Origin of the sequence: Aeromonas sp. HMWF016, assembly GCF_963878195.1 — a bacterium.
GTDB classification, from domain to species: Bacteria; Pseudomonadota; Gammaproteobacteria; order Enterobacterales; family Aeromonadaceae; genus Aeromonas; species Aeromonas lacus.
This window is the reverse complement of sequence record NZ_CAWNWX010000041.1, coordinates 13666-29338: the sequence shown is the minus strand read 5'-3', so window position 1 is coordinate 29338 and position 15673 is coordinate 13666. Positions and strand designations below refer to the sequence as shown.

Here is a 15673-nt window from a genome sequence, read left to right as displayed (position 1 = left end):
CCCGGGTCAGTACCTCGATCAGCTGCTCGTCAGTGGCGGTCGGAGCCGCCAGCTTGAGGTTGCCGCGCAGGGTATCGGCAAAGAGGTGAACCCGTTGGCTCACCACCGAGATGGAAGCGCGCAGCGCCCCTTCGCTGTAGTCGGTCAGCGGTTTGCCATCGAGCAGGATTTTGCCCGCCAGCGGGCTCCACTCCCGGGTCAGCAGACCCATCAGGGTCGATTTGCCACAGCCGGTCTGGCCCAGCAGCGCCAGCTTCTCGCCTGCGTGCAGTTGCAGGGTGCAGCCGCGCAGCACCGGCTGCGGATTGCCGGGATAACCGAAGTAGAGGTCATTGATCAGCAGGGCACCCTGGCTGGCGTGGGCCTGTTCGCTGCCCCACTCGGGGGCTTTGGCCTCCTGCAGGATCTCGTTCAGGCGGCGTGCCGAGGTGAGGCTGGTGGAGAGGTGCTGGAAGGAGCCAGCCAGCGGCATCAGCGCTTCGAAGCTGGCCAGCGTGGCAAATACCATCAGGGCGGTAACGGGGTCGGGAGCCGCGCCTGCAACGCCGTGGCCTGCCATCCAGAGCATCAGGGTCAGGGTCCAGCCGCTCAGCAGTTGTACCGAGAAGTTGGCCAGCCCACTCACCTTGGCCATGCGGGCCTGGGCGGCGAGCAGTGCCTGCTCGGCCTGTTGCAGTTCACCGAGTGCCCTGGGGGCGGCGGCAAACATCTGCAACTCGGCCTGACCATCCAGATAATCCACCATGCGGGTGCGCAGACTGGCCTTTTCGGCGATCAGTGCCTGACCGGGGCGGCGGCCGAGGAAGTAGAACACCAGCGGCAGGGCGATCATGCCAAACAGCAGAATGGCGCCGAGGGTCAGGGCGAGGTGACTGTCGAAAAACGACAGGAAGAAGACCAGTCCGGCACTGCTGAGCAGGGCCGCGCCGATAGGGGTGAGCAGGCGCAGGTAGACGTGGTCCATGGCGTCGATATCGGCCACTAGCCGGTTGAGCAGATCCGCCTGACGAAAGCCTGCCAGCGTACCGGTGGAGAGTGGCGAGAGCTTTTGCCAGAACCAGACTCGCAGCCGGGTTAGTACCCGGAAGGTGGCATCGTGGCTCACCACCCGCTCACCCCAGCGACCTGCGGTGCGGATGATGGAGAAGAAGCGCACCCCGCCAGCCGGCGTCATGTAGTTGAAGCTGTCTCGACTGGCGACAGCCATCCCGGCAACGGCGGCGGCAGAGAGGAACCAGCCGGAGAGCGACAGCAGCCCCATCCCGGCAATCAGGGTGACCAGTGCCAGCAGCAGGCCGAGGGAGAGGCTGAGCCAGTGTTGACGGTAGAGGCGCAGAAACGGCAAGAGATCAGTCATCGAGAGAGCCCTCGGAACGTTGGGAGAGCAGCCGGGAGAAGGGCCCCTCTGCCTGACAAAGTTGCTGGAAATTGCCCTGTTCCACCAGCTGACCGCGCTCCAGCACCAGGATCTGATCCATCTTGCCTAGCTGGTCGAGGCGGTGGGTGATCATCAGCAGGGTCTGGTTGGCCATCGCCTCTTCAAGGGTGGCCATGATGGCCCGCTCCGAGTGGCGATCCAGGCTGGCCGTCGGCTCGTCCAGCACCATCAGCTGGGTCGATTTGAGCAGGGTGCGCGCCAGCGCGAGGCGCTGGGCCTGACCGACCGAGAGGCCGCCCGCCTGATCGCCAACCGGATAGTCAAACCCCTTCTCCATGGCAAACTCCCATGCCTGCGCCCGTTTTAGGGCCTCCTCCAGCTCGGCATCGCTGGCTGTTGGCTTGGCCAGCAGCAGGTTGTCGCGAAGAGAGGCGTGGAACAGTTGCGGGTTTTGCGAGAGCCAGCCCAGTTGCAGGCGCCACTGACTCATATCGAGGGTGGCCAGCTCCTGACCATTTACCTTGAGCTCACCCCGATAGGGGGCAAAGCCGAGCAGGGCGTTGACCAGCGAGCTTTTGCCCGCGCCACTGATGCCGACAAGGGCGGTGCGTGAACCGGCTTCAAGAGTGAAGTCGATGGGGCCGACCAGCACCTTACCCTCGGCGCTCAGCACTTCCAAACCTTTGGCTTTCACGCTGATGGGGCTGTCGGCGTGGAAAGGGGTGTTGCCTGCGGCAGGCTCGCTCACCTCGGCTTCGAGGAATTCAAGCAGCTGTTCGGCGGCGCCGATGGCCTGCGCTTTGGCATGGTAGTGGGCGCCCAGTTCCCGCAGCGGTGCGTAGAACTCGGGGGCGAGAAAGAGCACAAACAGGCCGGTAAAGAGAGTAACTTTGCTGCCATAGTGGCCAAAATCGAGGTGATCGATATAGGAGAAGCCGAAGTAAACTGCGACCAGCGCTACCGAGATGGCGGCGAAGAACTCCAGTACGGCGGTGCTCAAAAACGCAAGGCGCAGCACTTCCATGGTGCGCTCGCGAAAATCTTCCGAGGCGTCGCGAATGGCGTCGCCTTCAGCCTGGGTACGCATAAAGAGTTGCAGGGTTCGCAGCCCCTTCAGGCGATCGAGGAAGTGGCCGGAGAGACGAGCCAGCGCCTGAAAGTTGCGGCGGTTGGCATCGGCGGCGCCCACACCCACCAGGATCATAAAGATGGGGATGAGGGGGGCCGTGCCCAGCAGGATCAGGCCCGCCGCCCAGTTGACCGGGAATACGGCCACCAGAATGACTACCGGAATAAAGACGGCGATGGCCATCTGCGGCAGATAGCGGGAGAAGAAATCCTGCATGTTTTCAATCTGTTCCAGCAGCAGGCTGGCCCAGCTGCCGGCCGGGCGACGCTGGATATAGGCAGGGCCGAGGCGGCTTAAGCGAGTGAGCACCAGCTGGCGGATGGTCTGGCGCACCGTGCTGCCGGCCTTGAAGCTGGCCACTTCGCGGACATAGGCGAGTGCCGCCTTGCCGAGAGTTACCAGCAGCAGGGTAATAAAGAGGGGGATGGATTGTTCCGGCTGTTTGCCCTCAATGATGAAGCCGTGGAGCAGGGTTGCCAGCAGCCAGGCTTGCGCCACCATCAGAATGCCCTGACCCAGGCCAAAGGCGATGGAGATCGTGATCCAGCGGCGACCATGACTCGATTGCGTGCGCAACCAGCCATAGAGACGTTTTTGCGTTTTTTTATCCATTACCACCATCCTCGCGTCGAGTGGCGCAAGACTATCCTCGCCGTTTGGCCTTGGCAACCTTGTAAATTATCTGTGTTGAAAATGTTTGCTTGAAAAAGCAACCGACTGTTCAATCCTTGTCCGAACAGATTGATTTATTGAAAAAAGTGGCAAGGACGGCATTGCGCTCACCGGCAAAATGCATATAGTAGGAGCCCTGACGCGGGTGTAGTTCAATGGTAGAACGGTAGCTTCCCAAGCTGCATACGTGGGTTCGATTCCCATCACCCGCTCCAAATTTCAGATGCCAGGCGGGCATCGTATAATGGCTATTACCTCAGCCTTCCAAGCTGATGATGCGGGTTCGATTCCCGCTGCCCGCTCCAGCTTCAACGCAAAAAGCCCACTCCTGCGAGTGGGCTTTTTGTTTGTCCGCGATTTGCTTCTCTTTGCCACTCTGCATGGCGCCCGGGATCCGGAAAAAAGAAAAGGCGCCACAGGCGCCTCTTCGGATGGGTAAGCGGTGCGGAATTACTCCTGCTCCAGCTCGCCGCAGAAACGGTAACCTTCGCCGTGGATGGTGGCGATGATCTCCGGGGTATCGTTGACACTTTCGAAGTGCTTGCGGATACGACGGATGGTCACATCAACGGTACGGTCGTGGGGCTTGAGCTCGCGGCCGGTCATCTTCTTCAGCAGCTCGGCACGGGTCTGGATCTGGCCCGGGTTTTCGCAGAAGTGCAGCATGGCACGGAACTCGGAGCGCGGCAGCTTGAACATGTCGCCAGTGGGGCTGACCAGTGCGCGGCTGTTGATATCCAGCGCCCAGCCGTTGAACAGATAACGCTCAACCAGCTTCTTCTCTTCGCCACCGGCAGCCACGTTCATGGTGCGGCTCAGCAGGTTGCGGGCACGGATGGTCAGTTCGCGCGGGTTGAACGGCTTGGTGATGTAATCATCGGCGCCGATCTCCAGACCTAGGATCTTGTCCACTTCGTTGTCGCGACCGGTCAGGAACATCAGGGCGATGTTGTCGTTCTCGCGCAGTTCACGGGCCAGCAACAGGCCGTTCTTGCCCGGCAGGTTGATGTCCATGATCACCAGATTGATGGTGTGAGAGGTGAGGGCCTGATGCATCTCGTCGCCGTTGTTGGCTTCGAGTACGATGTAGCCTTCTGCCTCGAAAATGCTTTTCAGGGTATTACGAGTGACCAGTTCGTCTTCGACGATCAGAATGTGTGGTGTTTGCATGAGTATTCCCAGATTCTTATCAGTTAATTATCTTAAATTTAACACTTCTTGGCGTTTCAAGCCGATTTCCTGACTGATCCTGAAAATTAATTACGTCATCCTGGGTATGAAGGTCAGGCCGGCATAGTGTGAATTTGGCATCAGTATCGGCAAATATCCCTGTGCCACTTATAGGTTCCCGAGAAGACTACTCGAGCAAAGCCTGGAAAGGTCATCCATTACGAAGTTGCCGCATTTTATCAGTTAACAGGAGCATAACAACACCCTTTGCCGTCAGATAGCAACTTTTTAACTCTGTTTTGATATAGGTCAAACCGTGGCACAACAGCATCATACTTGGCCTTAACCGTGTTTTCGCCCCTATAAAATGTAATGGAATGTAACATGTGATTGACATGATTTTGTGGGAAAACTACAAGAAAATTTGCTTTTTAGCGCCATTTGGAATGCCTTCCTGGCCCGAATTTGCCATCGTTACAGCCTGGAATCCAGCCAGCCAATGGGTGGGAGAGCGTCGCAACCGGCGTCGCGAGCGGGCACTTTGGCGTCATCTGGAGGCCATGCCGGGCGTCAATATGGCTGGCCCAGTGTGGGGGATGGCACCGGACGAAAGCTGGCGTGAGTCCTCGCTCGCTGTGGCGCTGCCCCTGCCAGAGGCTCGCGCACTGGCTGCCCGCTTTGGCCAGAACGCCATCTACTGGATCGAAAAGGGACAACTCTGGTTGGTGCCGGTATTAAGCGATAAATCAGCAGTTTGTCTGGGAGATATCGCTGCTTTCTGGATTGTCAGAGCCAATTGTTGATGAAAGAATGAACATCTTCATGCATCTGAAAGGAATCAAATCATGCTGGATCTTCTGCCCGACCTCTGCGATCAGCACGGCGATATGCTGCAAGTGGCTGAACCCTGTTTTCACGATTTTGGTGGCAAAGCCATCTTCTACGGTCGCGCCGTGACCCTCTCCTGCTACGAAGACAACAGTCTGGTACGGGAGCTGGTCACTCGTCCCGGCCAGGGCAAGGTGATGGTGATCGACGGTGGCGGTTCACTGCGCCGGGCGCTGCTTGGTGATCAATTGGCCATCAAGGCGGTGGAGCAGGGGTGGGAGGGGATCCTGATCCACGGCGCGGCGCGGGATGTAGGCACTCTGGCCACGCTGGCGCTCGGGGTCAAGGCGCTGGCGGCTTGTCCGGTCAAGACCGAGAAGCGCGGGCAGGGCGAGCTTGGCGCGGTAGTGAGCTTTGCTGGCGTGACCATTCATGAAGGGGATTACATCTACGCGGATCGCAACGGCGTGGTGGTGAGTGCCACGCCGCTGATCTGATTCAGAAGTTGAAACCAACCCCCAGGCTCAGCGCCTGATCGGCCGTAGAGGCGCTGACACCGTAATTGGCGGTAAGGGAGAGTCTGGGTGTCAGCAGCAGGCTGGAGTTGAGCTCCAGCAGGGTGCTGCCCTGATTGAGCTCCAGATGGCGGATCTGGCTGCCGACATTGAAGGCTGGGGAGAGCTGATAACGAACCCCCGAGCTCATGTTGAAACCTGATTGGCGGTTCTGATCCGCGACCGCCGGCCCCGCTTCCATAAAGAGGCTGACATCATCCATCACCGGATATTGATAGCCGCTGTTGACCAGCCAGAGATCAAAACTGTCGCTGTGATGGCTCTGACTGTTGAGCAGTACTCCGGAGTAACTTTTGACATAGAGTGCGGGGTCGGCTGCCTGCTTGAAGAGATCCCAGTCGGCAGCCTGAGCGGCCATGCTGGTGCAGGATGCGAGCAGTGCGATGAGTAGCGCCTTGGTCATTCTTTTCCCCTCCCTGGGTCCGGAACTGAACTTAAGCATGGCACAAGCATGGCACATGCCAGAGCGGAGTTAAGTGAACTCTGATCACAATAAATCGCTTTGGCTGATGCGCTGAGCATGTTAAACAGGCTGCCATATTGATGAGTCCAATCATTAAGAGGTGAATCCATGAACAAGAAACTGACTCTGCTGGCAGCGCTGGCACTGGGAGGCTGCGCTATGGCGACCGGTTCTACCATGACTCAACTGCAGGCATCCGGCTGGCAACTGCAAGGTGCCACCGGCGATACCTTTACCCTGCAAGTTGTCGACGGCAAGGTGGCGGGCAAAGGCGGCTGCAACCGCTATTTTGGCGGTATCACCAAGCAGGGTGACGGTGTCTTGACGCTAGGGGCCATGGGCTCCACTCGCATGATGTGCATCGGCGACGCCATGAACAAAGAGACCGAGTTCCTGCAAAAGCTGGAAAAGGTGGCAACCTACTCCATCAACGGCAACCAGCTGACTCTGAGCGATGCCAACAAGGCAGCCCTGCTCACCTTCAACGCCGTTCCCGTGACCAAGTAAGAGTCTGTTGCAGACCCTTGGCTGACGCCCTCCCTGCCGGAGGGCGTCTTTGTTTTACCCACAGTAATCCGTTCCCGGCTTCTCCTCCCGATTCTTTTGCTCTTCCTTCTCATCATGGCGAACGGAGTGTCTGCAAATTGATTATTTCAATGATTCTTGTATAGTTGAAATAAAAGAGCGTTCAACGAGGGGAAATTATGAACAAAGAGATGGCCACCAAGGTCTTCGAATCGCTGGCTTCCGGTATCCGGCTCGATGTGTGGCGGCTGCTGGTCAAGGCCGGGCTGGAGGGGCGGGTCGCGGGCGAACTGGCCAGCGAACTCGATATTGCCCCCAACACCCTCTCATTTCACCTCAAGGCGATGCTCAACGCCGGCCTGCTGTCGGTGGAGCAGGAGGGGCGCTTTCTGCGCTACCGCGCCAATATCCCCCTCATGCTGGATGTGATCGCCTACCTCACCGAGGAGTGCTGCGCCGGTCATCCCGAGGCGTGCGGTGTGATGCGCGCCGAGTCGGCCTGCTCCCCCCATGTTCTGCCTGCGCAGCCCTGCTGCAACAAGGCGTAACCGGCCACGACATCCCCTGGCGGCGTCTTGTCAGGGTAATCAGTCATTCACATTTTCAATTACAGGTGCTCAAGCGAATAGCACCGGGAGTCATCATGTCTGCAACCTGTGATGCCAAGGCAGTGCCTGCCATCGGCTTTTTTGAACGCTATCTGACCGCCTGGGTCGCCCTCTGCATTCTGGTGGGGATTGGGCTCGGGCAGGGGTTGCCGGATCTCTTCAAGGCGATCGGCGCCATGGAGGTGGCCAAGGTCAACCTGCCGGTGGGGCTGCTGATCTGGGTGATGATCATCCCCATGCTGCTCAAGATCGACTTTGGCGCCCTGCATCAGGTGAAGGGCCACATGAAGGGGATTGGGGTCACCCTCTTTATCAACTGGCTGGTCAAACCCTTCTCCATGGCCTTCCTCGGCTGGCTCTTTATCCGCGTGCTGTTTGCCGACTGGCTGCCGGCTGATCAGCTCGACAGTTACGTAGCGGGCCTGATCCTGCTGGCGGCGGCCCCCTGCACCGCCATGGTGTTTGTCTGGAGCCGCCTCACCAACGGCGATCCCTACTTCACCCTGTCACAGGTGGCGGTGAACGACCTCATCATGGTGTTTGCCTTCGCGCCGCTGGTGGCGCTGCTGCTCGGGGTCTCCAGCATCATAGTGCCGTGGGATACCCTGCTCACCTCTGTGGTGCTCTATATCGTCATCCCGGTCATCATCGCCCAGCTGCTGCGCAAGGCTTTGCTGAAAAAGGGTGAGGCCCATTTTGACGGCGTCATGACCCGCATCCAGCCCTGGTCGGTGGCGGCCCTGCTGCTCACTCTGGTGCTGCTGTTCGCCTTTCAGGGCAACGCCATCATCGAGCAGCCGCTGGTTATCGCCCTGTTGGCGGTGCCGATCCTGATCCAGGTGCTGTTCAACTCGGGATTGGCTTACTGGCTCAACCGCAAGGTGGGGGAGAAGCACTCGGTCGCCTGTCCTTCCGCCCTGATCGGCGCCTCCAACTTCTTCGAGCTGGCGGTGGCCGCCGCCATCAGCCTGTTCGGCTTTCACTCCGGCGCGGCGCTCGCCACCGTGGTCGGGGTACTGATCGAGGTGCCGGTCATGCTGCTGGTGGTGCGGGTGGTTAACGCCAGCAAACCCTGGTACGAAGCGGGGCTAAGCCGTTAACTGATGGCCGCTAACAGCTGGCCGCGAACTGATGCTATCCATTTTCTATTCACTTGATTTATGAGAGACAGGCAAATGAGTGCAATCACCATCTATCACAACCCGGAATGTGGTACCTCCCGCAACACCCTGGAGCTGATCCGCAACAGCGGCGTGGAACCTACTGTCATCCACTATCTGGAGACGCCCCCCTCCCGCGACCAGCTGGTGGCGCTGATCGCCGCCATGGGTATGCCGGTGCGCGATCTGCTGCGCAAGAACGTGCCGCCTTACGAGGCGCTCGGGTTGGCAGAAGATCGTTTCTGCGATGATGAACTGATCGATGCCATGCTGGCTCACCCTATCCTCATCAACCGTCCCATCGTCGTCACGCCGCTTGGCACCAAACTGTGCCGTCCGTCGGAAGTGGTGCTCGATATTCTGCCCTGCCAGCAAAAAGGGGCCTTCGCCAAGGAGGATGGCGAGCAGGTGGTGGATGCGAGCGGCAAGCGCCTCAAGTAATCATCTGAGTACTCAAGTACGGATTGAAACAGGGCCAGCGTCACGCTGGCCCTGTTTCGTTGTGTGAACAAGTTGAAAAAGTTATTCCGGCTAATCGTTTTACCGCTTTTTCTGTGACGATGATCACTGTACCATCGCCGCCCGACCTGCCACCCGGCCGCATCTCCCCCTGCGACGGCGCTGGCGTCACCCGATACATGCTGTCACCCGGAACGTGAATGACCCCAGGATGGGACCCGCCACTAACCTGTAGGTTTGTGGTCTGCGTGTCGCGTGGGTCGGCACTTCTCCCGCCGGATCGCCCGCGACGCCTGTCTGCAGACTTGCCATATGAAACTCCTCTCTTCATAGGTGCAAGATGACACTGTTATTGAGTCTGGTCGGTATGCTGGCCCTGATGTTTATCGCCTGGCTGGCGAGTGAAAACCGCCGAGCCATCCGCTGGCGAACCGTGCTGGGTGCGCTCGCCCTGCAAACCGGTTTTGCTGCCCTGGTGCTCTATTTCCCCCCCGGACAAATCATGCTCGGTGCCATGAGCAATGGCGTCTCCGCCCTGCTCGGCTTTGCCGACAGCGGCATCCGTTTCGTGTTTGGCGATCTCGCCAGCAACGGCTTTATCTTCGCGGTGCGGGTGCTGCCGCTGGTGATCTTTATCAGCGCGCTGATTGCAGTGCTCTACCACTTCGGCATCATGCAGTGGGTGATCCGGGTACTGGGCGGCACCATCCATCGCCTGCTCGGCACCAGCCGCGCCGAATCCCTGGTGGCCACCGGCAATATCTTCCTGTCGCAAGGGGAGTCGCCGCTGCTTATTCGTCCCTTCCTCGCCGGTATGACCCGCTCCGAACTCTTTGCGGTGATGACCTGCGGCATGGCCTCGGTGGCGGGCTCGGTGCTGGGCGGTTACGCCGGTCTGGGTGTGGATCTGAAATACCTCATTGCCGCCTCCTTTATGGCGGCGCCGGGTGGCCTGCTGATGGCCAAACTGCTGGTGCCGGAGCAGCAACAGGTGAGCGATCAGACCGAGATCACCCTCGACAAGAGCGACTACAGCAACGCCATCGACGCGCTGGCGGGCGGCGCCATGGGCGGCATGAAGATCGCGGTGGCCATCGGCACCATCCTGCTGGCCTTTGTCAGCGTCATCACCATGATCAACGCCGGTCTCACCACCGTCGGCGAGTGGTTAGGCTGGGCCGATCTCTCCCTGCAGCAGCTGCTGGGTTACTTGTTTGCCCCGGTGGCCTGGCTCATTGGCGTGCCCGCCAGCGAGATGATGGCGGCAGGCTCCCTGATTGGTCAGAAAGTGATCATGAACGAGTTCGTCGCCTATCTGGACTTTGCCAATATCAAGGCAGACCTGAGCGCCCACACCCAGATCATCATCACCTTCGCGCTGTGCGGTTTTGCCAATCTGGGCTCCATTGCGGTGCAGCTTGGCTCCATCGGCACCATGGCGCCGGAGCGCCGCCACGATGTCGCCAATATGGGCTTCAAGGCGGTGCTGGCGGCAACCCTCGCCAACCTGATGAGCGCCACCCTGGCCGGGATCTTTGTCTCCCTCTGATGAGATAAAGCCAGGCTGCGCCAGTAAAAAAGCGCCCGCCCCATCTGGGGCGGGCGCTTTGCTTTATGGGGCTTTATGGGCCGGGTGCTAGCGAGCGTTCGCTTCCCCCAGCCGTGGGTTGAGGGAGAGGATACGGGTCTTGCTGACCCGGTGGCGATAGATCTCCCGCAGATAGAGCAGCGCCTTTTTCACCGATTCACGACTGAGGCGAATATCGTTGATGGAGACGAACTTCTCTTTCTCGCGGATAAGCTCCCGATATTTCTTCTCATACATGGGCTTGATAGCGTACCAGTTGGTATCGAGGATCTTGGCCGGGTTCTCGAACTCGTTGAGCATGCTGTCGAGCAGCGCATCGTTCCACTCCTCATTGCAGATCATCTCGATCACCGCCTTGTCCAGATGCTCATCGAAGCGATAGTGATCCTTGGCAAAGCAGCGCTTGATAAAGGCCACGATCAGGGTCAGGAAGTCATCGCTCAGGCAGGGGCTCTTGACGATCAGGGTGGTGAGGGAGATGTTGGCCGACGCCCCGATGACCAGCGCATACCGCTTGAGGGTGGTATTGGGGAAGAGCCCGTTGAGGTGAGACTTGAGCCGGTTGAGATCCATATAGGAGAGCTTGTACTCCTTGGGCAGGGAGATGATCGACACCACAGAGGAGCAGTTCTTGAAGAAGTGCAGCTCGTTGAGGTGGGCCGGGTCATGGCCACTTTTCACATAGTCGTCCAGATACTCCCGATAGTTGCCCGCCTCGATGGGCAGCAGACTGATCCCCTCGATGGCCTGGGTCATCTTGTTGAAGTGGGGCAGCTCGATGGAACGGGTGAAGAGATCGTCCACATTGAGCCCATCCTCCTTGTCAAACAGGCCGCCGGGGGGTGAGATGGACTCGGCATACGCCACCGCCACCGGCCCCGCCAGACTCATAAAGAGGTCGTTGGCATCGAGCCGAATGGTCTCGCTGATGTCGATGCCCGCCCGGCGAAAGTAGTTCTCGTCGTAGTCGGTGGTGACGGCCTGGGCGGTAAGAATGTTGAAGATCTGCTGTGAGATGTATTGGTTGGCGTACTTCTCCATGGTGTTGACGTCAACATGCTGGATCTCGCCATCGTCGCTCTCTTCGGCGTAGCGCATGATGTCGTTGGAGATCAGCATCATGGCATTCCAGGGCCTGATCCGCTTGAGCATGCTGGCATCGCAAGCCTGCTCGTTGTCGAAGTGATAGGAGAAGTCCCACTCCTCGGCCAGATACTTGCACAGCAAACGCCCCGCGTTGATGTGCAGCGCTTCCGAGATCTCGATACCCCGATCACAGATATTGGGCAGGATGCAGATGCCGCTGGTGAAGATGGGATCGAACATGAAGTGCTCCCCGAGGGAGAGGTGCTCCTCCTCTTCTGACGGGGGTGAAAAGGTCTTGCTCATGTAGGAGTACTGCTGGGCCAGCCCGAACTCGGAGGCCATGCCGGAGCCGGTACCGCCCCCGGCACTGAAGATGTAGAAATAGAGGCGGGACTGGTTGGCCTTGATGCCGCAGGAGTCCACCAGATAGGTATGAATGGCCTGCCACTCGGAGTTGGCGAAGTAGTGGGGGCTCTTGTTGAGGATGATCTTGGCCAGATACTGGCCAAGGATAGGGGCGTTACCCGCGCCTCCCGCGTGGATCTCCGACAAGTCCATCACCCGCATCTTGGCGTAATCACGCAAGGATCCACCTTCGCCGCTGCGATTGGAGTGGCGGATGCGGCCATCGATGTCCTTGTCCAGATCCCCCAGCATCACCATGGGCTCGATCAGAAAGACCGGCCGGGCCCCGTTGTTTGGCAGTCGCAGGTTGCGCCGGATCCAGCTAACCGGACCAAACTCCTTCTCCCGCTTTCGTTGCTCTTCACTATTGAACTCATTGAGATAAAAGCTGCGGGCGTTGTAGACCAGCGAGGCGACATCCTGCGCGATGTTGGAGCCGCAGCGCCCCAGCCCCACCAGACAGACGGACGGAAAGTTGTGGGGCACGGTGGCGCCCGTTTCACTCTCTCCGATGGCGGCCGGAAACACCGCGTGGCGCAGCTGTTCCAGATTGGCAAGAATGCGGGCCAGATCCCCTTCGGTGTAGTAGAGGTAACGGTTGCCTGCGTCCTGCTCATCATCCGTGTTGATAGGTAGCAGATCGATATGCTCGGTCATGAAAAAAGATCCCTCTTGGCGGCGAATGTATATAAATCAGCAGCTTTGGACTGCCCGGTAACTCTAGATGATAAAAAGCGGGGGCGCGGTGAGAGGAGGGTGAGAGTTGTGACTGTGTGATCATGGGCACAGCAACACCCCGGAAATCAGCCGGTACTCCTCAACGGACGGATTAGGTGACGGTGCCCCATTTTCCTGAAAAGGGGGACGATCAGACTCAACAACGTGTTGACCCCGTGCCGGATCATCCCGCTCTGAGCGGACTGTTTCCCTTGCACTGGCGTGGTGGCGCATACATGAAAAAGAATTTTTAGATTGGTTTTAGCACTTCCAATCGATTATTTGATTGGGCAGTAACGGCATTAGCGGTGTCAGATTAGGGGAGCAGGTTGGCCAACGCGCCGTCAGCCAGTCTTTACGCGGTCACACAAGGAGACACTCTGATGGAAACACTTGACCAGAAAATCGACACCATGCGAGAAGCATTTATGCAGCAGGAGCGCAAACAGGCCCACGACAAGTGGCAAGCCAGGGTCGAGGAGCTGCTACAGATACGGGGTGAGGAGAGACAACCGGAGGAGCAGGAAGAGTAGTGCTCGCTCCCGGGCGAAAGTTGAGGTAGCGAACGCTTCGTATCGGCTACCCGTTATCTACCACCGATAAAAAAACCACCGACCTTTTGCAGGTCGGTGGTTTTTTTATGGATTGCTGCCGATTGGCTGGCCTGACTTCCGGGCCGAGCAATGGGGTCACATCCAGGGGCGTAGGGATGTGACTACTTCGAATGGGTGACGGGCTCTTCGGAGAGCAACTCGTTGACGAGTCCTGCAGCCAGATGAATATTCGACCCCATCTTGTCGCCGCCCACCGCGTTCGCTTTCCATGATTCAGGGGCTTCGGGATGTGGCCCGGAGAGGGCCACCTTGCCTTTGCCGTATGAGCTGATCAGCGCGGCAATCTGATGGTTTTGAAAATGGGCGATGACCTTGACCTGCTCTGGGCTTGGCACCGGGGTAAATTGCGGGCCGGCCTGGTAATACATCTGGCGCTCTTCACCAAGCCAGCTGATCGGGAAGATCCTGGCGCTAAAGTCGCCGTCATAATCATCGGATGTCGCAGGAACAAGGGCCAGCGCCGGCACAAAGCCTTCTTCTTCAGACCAGCCGGCGGATGCCACAAAGGCACCCCCACAGATCCCGAGGTAGCGGCCACCATTCTGCAAATAGGTTTTTAATGCCGAACGCGCGTCCGCGGTGAAGGCGTTGAGGAGCGGCTCAACATCGTCCTCTGTGCCGCCAACGATAAACACCCTGGCATTATCGAGCTCTGCAGGCAGCTCCCCAATATTGGAGAGATACCTGACCGGCAAGCCCACCTGCTTGACCACATCCGCAATCGCTTTGGTGCTATCCCCATCAGAAACCGGCCCGTTATAGATCAGCGCGTACGGCTCTTGCTGCGGCTGCGCAGAGGCGGCCTCTGCCATGCACCCTGTCATTAACCAAAGGCTGATAACGCTCGCAATCCGCATGACGCTTTTTGGTACATTCATCGCTGCCACTGTCCCTGTGATGTGAACCGAAGAGACTACTTATCACGATCCCGTTCTGCATGTCAGCCGCAGTTAAATGAACATTTCAAGTTAACGTGCCAACGCTGATTGGGCCTGTGTTCGACACACAACGAACGAGCCAATACAGAGGGACAAACCACAGGATTTCGGCCCCTGCTTCGGAGCGCGTGCAACAGCTTTCCTGTGTGACGCCTCTTATGGCTGATGGATAAGGATTCGAGGGGGAATACAGCAACATAAGAGGGGCACTTCACCTTCACTTCACCGAGCGGGGGTAGGGTAGCCTCACGTTTTCAGTTGGAGCTTTACCCTATGCCCACCATAGTCACTCACGCTGCCGTCCCTCTCTGCCTTGGACTCGGGCTTGGCAGCCGGATTATTCCGCCGCGCCTGCTGTTGGCTGGGGTTGCCATCGCCATGCTGCCCGATGCCGATGTGCTCGCCTTCAAACTGGGGGTTGCCTACGGCCATGTCTTTGGCCACCGCGGCTTTACCCACTCCCTGTTGTTCGCCTTTGCCTTGCCCACCCTGGCCATGTTGTTTCACCGCCAATTTCGGGCCCGCGCCGCCACCGTCTGGTCGTTTCTGTTGATCTCTCAGCTCTCCCACAGCCTGCTCGATTCACTTACCACCGGCGGCAAGGGGGTTGGCTGGCTCTGGCCGTGGCGTGACGAGCGTTTCTTCGCCCCCTGGCAGGTGATCCGGGTCGCCCCCTTCAAGCTGGAGGCCTATCTCACCGCCCGAGGTGAAGCAGTGATCCTCTCCGAGCTCTACTGGGTCTGGCTGCCGGGAGGTCTATTGATGCTGGTATTGATGGGATGGCGGGTGTGGAAAAAGGAGAGGTAGTGGTGGGGGGGAAAATTGTTATTGGATAAATTGTGGCTGAGTAACAAATCAGACCTTGGACACCCATCTCTATGATTCTGGCTATGTGACGTCTTGCTCAGAAAGGTGGTGTCCTGATTTCCCTCGGGAAATAAATTATCGTTTCCACGGGTACTTTGGTAGGCACGCCCCGCCATCAGTGCATATTGTATGTTACTATCAAATTTATTTTTCTCCAAAAATCTGATTGCAAGGGCAATGTTTAATATCGTACCCTGTTCGTTCGCATACTTTTAAACAAGCATCAATATCTGGCTGGCGTTTAAATGAATCATCACTCTTCCACCGCCCCTTTCCATTGTGGATCATGACTGGGCAATAACCTGTATAAACTGGTTTTCTCAGAATGCCATTCAATTCAGGTTGATTGATATCTCTATTTATTTCCTTCATTACCACTGGATTGATTGGGGATTCATCCAGTAGAGTTTTCTCATTAGACTTGGTGATTATCACTAAATTTATGCTATTCAATTCAATGGGAAGTTCTTCCAGCGAAATACGTTGCCATG

The 15673-nt window shown here is 58.1% G+C and carries 15 protein-coding genes, 2 tRNA genes and 1 pseudogene; 11 read left to right on the top strand and 7 right to left on the bottom strand.

The window, feature by feature from the left end; genetic code table 11:
• Together cydC and cydD are read right to left on the bottom strand one after the other, a co-directional pair.
• Nucleotides 1-1357: thiol reductant ABC exporter subunit CydC (gene cydC, locus AACS24_RS05955; protein WP_375124632.1), on the bottom strand; the 1357-nt coding region annotated here is incomplete at its 3' end.
• Complete coding sequence (gene cydD, locus AACS24_RS05950) at nt 1350-3119, bottom strand: heme ABC transporter permease/ATP-binding protein CydD (protein ID WP_108572698.1); 1770 nt, start codon at nt 3117-3119, stop codon at nt 1350-1352. The genes cydC and cydD, both read right to left, overlap by 8 nt.
• 201 nt (nt 3120-3320) lie before the next feature.
• On the opposite strand from cydD, the gene AACS24_RS05945 reads away from it, so the two are divergent.
• Together AACS24_RS05945 and AACS24_RS05940 are read left to right on the top strand one after the other, a co-directional pair.
• Nucleotides 3321-3394: transfer RNA gene (locus tag AACS24_RS05945), tRNA-Gly, on the top strand.
• A 15-nt stretch (nt 3395-3409) separates the two neighbouring features.
• Nucleotides 3410-3484 (top strand) — tRNA-Gly (locus tag AACS24_RS05940).
• A 145-nt stretch (nt 3485-3629) separates the two neighbouring features.
• Here the strand turns inward: AACS24_RS05940 and arcA are convergent.
• Nucleotides 3630-4349, bottom strand: coding sequence for a two-component system response regulator ArcA (gene arcA, locus AACS24_RS05935; protein ID WP_005338193.1), 720 nt, complete (start codon nt 4347-4349; stop codon nt 3630-3632).
• A gap of 395 nt (nt 4350-4744) precedes the next feature.
• On the opposite strand from arcA, the gene AACS24_RS05930 reads away from it, so the two are divergent.
• Both AACS24_RS05930 and AACS24_RS05925 read left to right on the top strand, forming a co-directional pair.
• Complete coding sequence (locus tag AACS24_RS05930) at nt 4745-5152, top strand: DUF3293 domain-containing protein (protein ID WP_108572724.1); 408 nt, start codon at nt 4745-4747, stop codon at nt 5150-5152.
• A gap of 42 nt (nt 5153-5194) precedes the next feature.
• Entirely contained in the window at nt 5195-5674 is a 480-nt protein-coding gene (locus AACS24_RS05925; RefSeq protein WP_108572696.1) for a putative 4-hydroxy-4-methyl-2-oxoglutarate aldolase, read from the top strand.
• Nucleotide 5675: 1 nt separating this feature from the next.
• On the opposite strand, the gene AACS24_RS05920 is transcribed toward AACS24_RS05925, so the two are convergent.
• Nucleotides 5676-6155, bottom strand: coding sequence for a hypothetical protein (locus AACS24_RS05920; protein ID WP_108572694.1), 480 nt, complete (start codon nt 6153-6155; stop codon nt 5676-5678).
• 168 nt (nt 6156-6323) lie between these two features.
• Here AACS24_RS05920 and AACS24_RS05915 point away from each other — a divergent pair, with 168 nt between their 5' ends.
• From AACS24_RS05915 to AACS24_RS05895, 5 genes are all read left to right on the top strand, one after another.
• The gene (locus AACS24_RS05915; RefSeq protein WP_033113346.1) at nt 6324-6722 is read left to right on the top strand and encodes an META domain-containing protein; all 399 of its coding nucleotides are present in this window, start codon (nt 6324-6326) and stop codon (nt 6720-6722) included.
• A gap of 197 nt (nt 6723-6919) precedes the next feature.
• Complete coding sequence (locus AACS24_RS05910; protein ID WP_108572693.1) at nt 6920-7288, top strand: ArsR/SmtB family transcription factor; 369 nt, start codon at nt 6920-6922, stop codon at nt 7286-7288.
• Nucleotides 7289-7383: 95 nt separating this feature from the next.
• Nucleotides 7384-8448 carry an ACR3 family arsenite efflux transporter gene (gene arsB / locus AACS24_RS05905; protein ID WP_005338173.1) on the top strand — a complete coding sequence of 355 codons (1065 nt, stop codon included), beginning with the start codon at nt 7384-7386 and terminating at the stop codon, nt 8446-8448.
• Nucleotides 8449-8523: 75 nt separating this feature from the next.
• On the top strand, nt 8524-8949 hold the full coding sequence (arsC, locus tag AACS24_RS05900; RefSeq protein ID WP_108572691.1) for a glutaredoxin-dependent arsenate reductase: 426 nt from the start codon (nt 8524-8526) through the stop codon (nt 8947-8949).
• 358 nt (nt 8950-9307) lie between these two features.
• The gene (locus AACS24_RS05895) at nt 9308-10516 is read left to right on the top strand and encodes a NupC/NupG family nucleoside CNT transporter (RefSeq protein ID WP_108572689.1); all 1209 of its coding nucleotides are present in this window, start codon (nt 9308-9310) and stop codon (nt 10514-10516) included.
• A gap of 87 nt (nt 10517-10603) precedes the next feature.
• On the opposite strand, the gene AACS24_RS05890 is transcribed toward AACS24_RS05895, so the two are convergent.
• Nucleotides 10604-12703 (bottom strand): hypothetical protein, encoded by a 2100-nt coding sequence (locus AACS24_RS05890; RefSeq protein WP_058057745.1) that lies wholly within the window; start codon nt 12701-12703, stop codon nt 10604-10606.
• A 443-nt stretch (nt 12704-13146) separates the two neighbouring features.
• On the opposite strand from AACS24_RS05890, the gene AACS24_RS05885 reads away from it, so the two are divergent.
• A complete protein-coding gene (locus AACS24_RS05885) occupies nt 13147-13296 on the top strand; it encodes a hypothetical protein (protein ID WP_005338159.1) in 150 nt (49 codons plus the stop codon).
• A gap of 182 nt (nt 13297-13478) precedes the next feature.
• Here the strand turns inward: AACS24_RS05885 and AACS24_RS05880 are convergent, their stop codons facing one another.
• Entirely contained in the window at nt 13479-14255 is a 777-nt protein-coding gene (locus tag AACS24_RS05880) for a BPL-N domain-containing protein (RefSeq protein ID WP_108572687.1), read from the bottom strand.
• 333 nt (nt 14256-14588) lie between these two features.
• On the opposite strand from AACS24_RS05880, the gene AACS24_RS05875 reads away from it, so the two are divergent.
• The gene (locus AACS24_RS05875) at nt 14589-15122 is read left to right on the top strand and encodes a metal-dependent hydrolase (RefSeq protein WP_108572685.1); all 534 of its coding nucleotides are present in this window, start codon (nt 14589-14591) and stop codon (nt 15120-15122) included.
• A 204-nt stretch (nt 15123-15326) separates the two neighbouring features.
• On the opposite strand, the pseudogene AACS24_RS21825 reads toward AACS24_RS05875, so the two are convergent.
• Nucleotides 15327-15673 (bottom strand): annotated as a pseudogene (locus tag AACS24_RS21825) (hypothetical protein); the annotation flags it as partial.

What these genes read in the sequence shown, in the direction of transcription:
- AACS24_RS05890 (WP_058057745.1), bottom strand. Translation starts at nt 12,703, where the DNA reads ATGACCGAGCATATCGATCTGCTACCTATCAACACGGATGATGAGCAG.
- AACS24_RS05915 (WP_033113346.1), top strand. Translation starts at nt 6,324, where the DNA reads ATGAACAAGAAACTGACTCTGCTGGCAGCGCTGGCACTGGGAGGCTGC.
- AACS24_RS05880 (WP_108572687.1), bottom strand. Translation starts at nt 14,255, where the DNA reads ATGAATGTACCAAAAAGCGTCATGCGGATTGCGAGCGTTATCAGCCTT.
- arsB (WP_005338173.1), top strand. Translation starts at nt 7,384, where the DNA reads ATGTCTGCAACCTGTGATGCCAAGGCAGTGCCTGCCATCGGCTTTTTT.
- arsC (WP_108572691.1), top strand. Translation starts at nt 8,524, where the DNA reads ATGAGTGCAATCACCATCTATCACAACCCGGAATGTGGTACCTCCCGC.
- cydD (WP_108572698.1), bottom strand. Translation starts at nt 3,119, where the DNA reads ATGGATAAAAAAACGCAAAAACGTCTCTATGGCTGGTTGCGCACGCAA.
- AACS24_RS05885 (WP_005338159.1), top strand. Translation starts at nt 13,147, where the DNA reads ATGGAAACACTTGACCAGAAAATCGACACCATGCGAGAAGCATTTATG.
- AACS24_RS05895 (WP_108572689.1), top strand. Translation starts at nt 9,308, where the DNA reads ATGACACTGTTATTGAGTCTGGTCGGTATGCTGGCCCTGATGTTTATC.
- AACS24_RS05925 (WP_108572696.1), top strand. Translation starts at nt 5,195, where the DNA reads ATGCTGGATCTTCTGCCCGACCTCTGCGATCAGCACGGCGATATGCTG.
- AACS24_RS05910 (WP_108572693.1), top strand. Translation starts at nt 6,920, where the DNA reads ATGAACAAAGAGATGGCCACCAAGGTCTTCGAATCGCTGGCTTCCGGT.
- AACS24_RS05875 (WP_108572685.1), top strand. Translation starts at nt 14,589, where the DNA reads ATGCCCACCATAGTCACTCACGCTGCCGTCCCTCTCTGCCTTGGACTC.
- AACS24_RS05930 (WP_108572724.1), top strand. Translation starts at nt 4,745, where the DNA reads ATGATTTTGTGGGAAAACTACAAGAAAATTTGCTTTTTAGCGCCATTT.
- arcA (WP_005338193.1), bottom strand. Translation starts at nt 4,349, where the DNA reads ATGCAAACACCACACATTCTGATCGTCGAAGACGAACTGGTCACTCGT.
- AACS24_RS05920 (WP_108572694.1), bottom strand. Translation starts at nt 6,155, where the DNA reads ATGACCAAGGCGCTACTCATCGCACTGCTCGCATCCTGCACCAGCATG.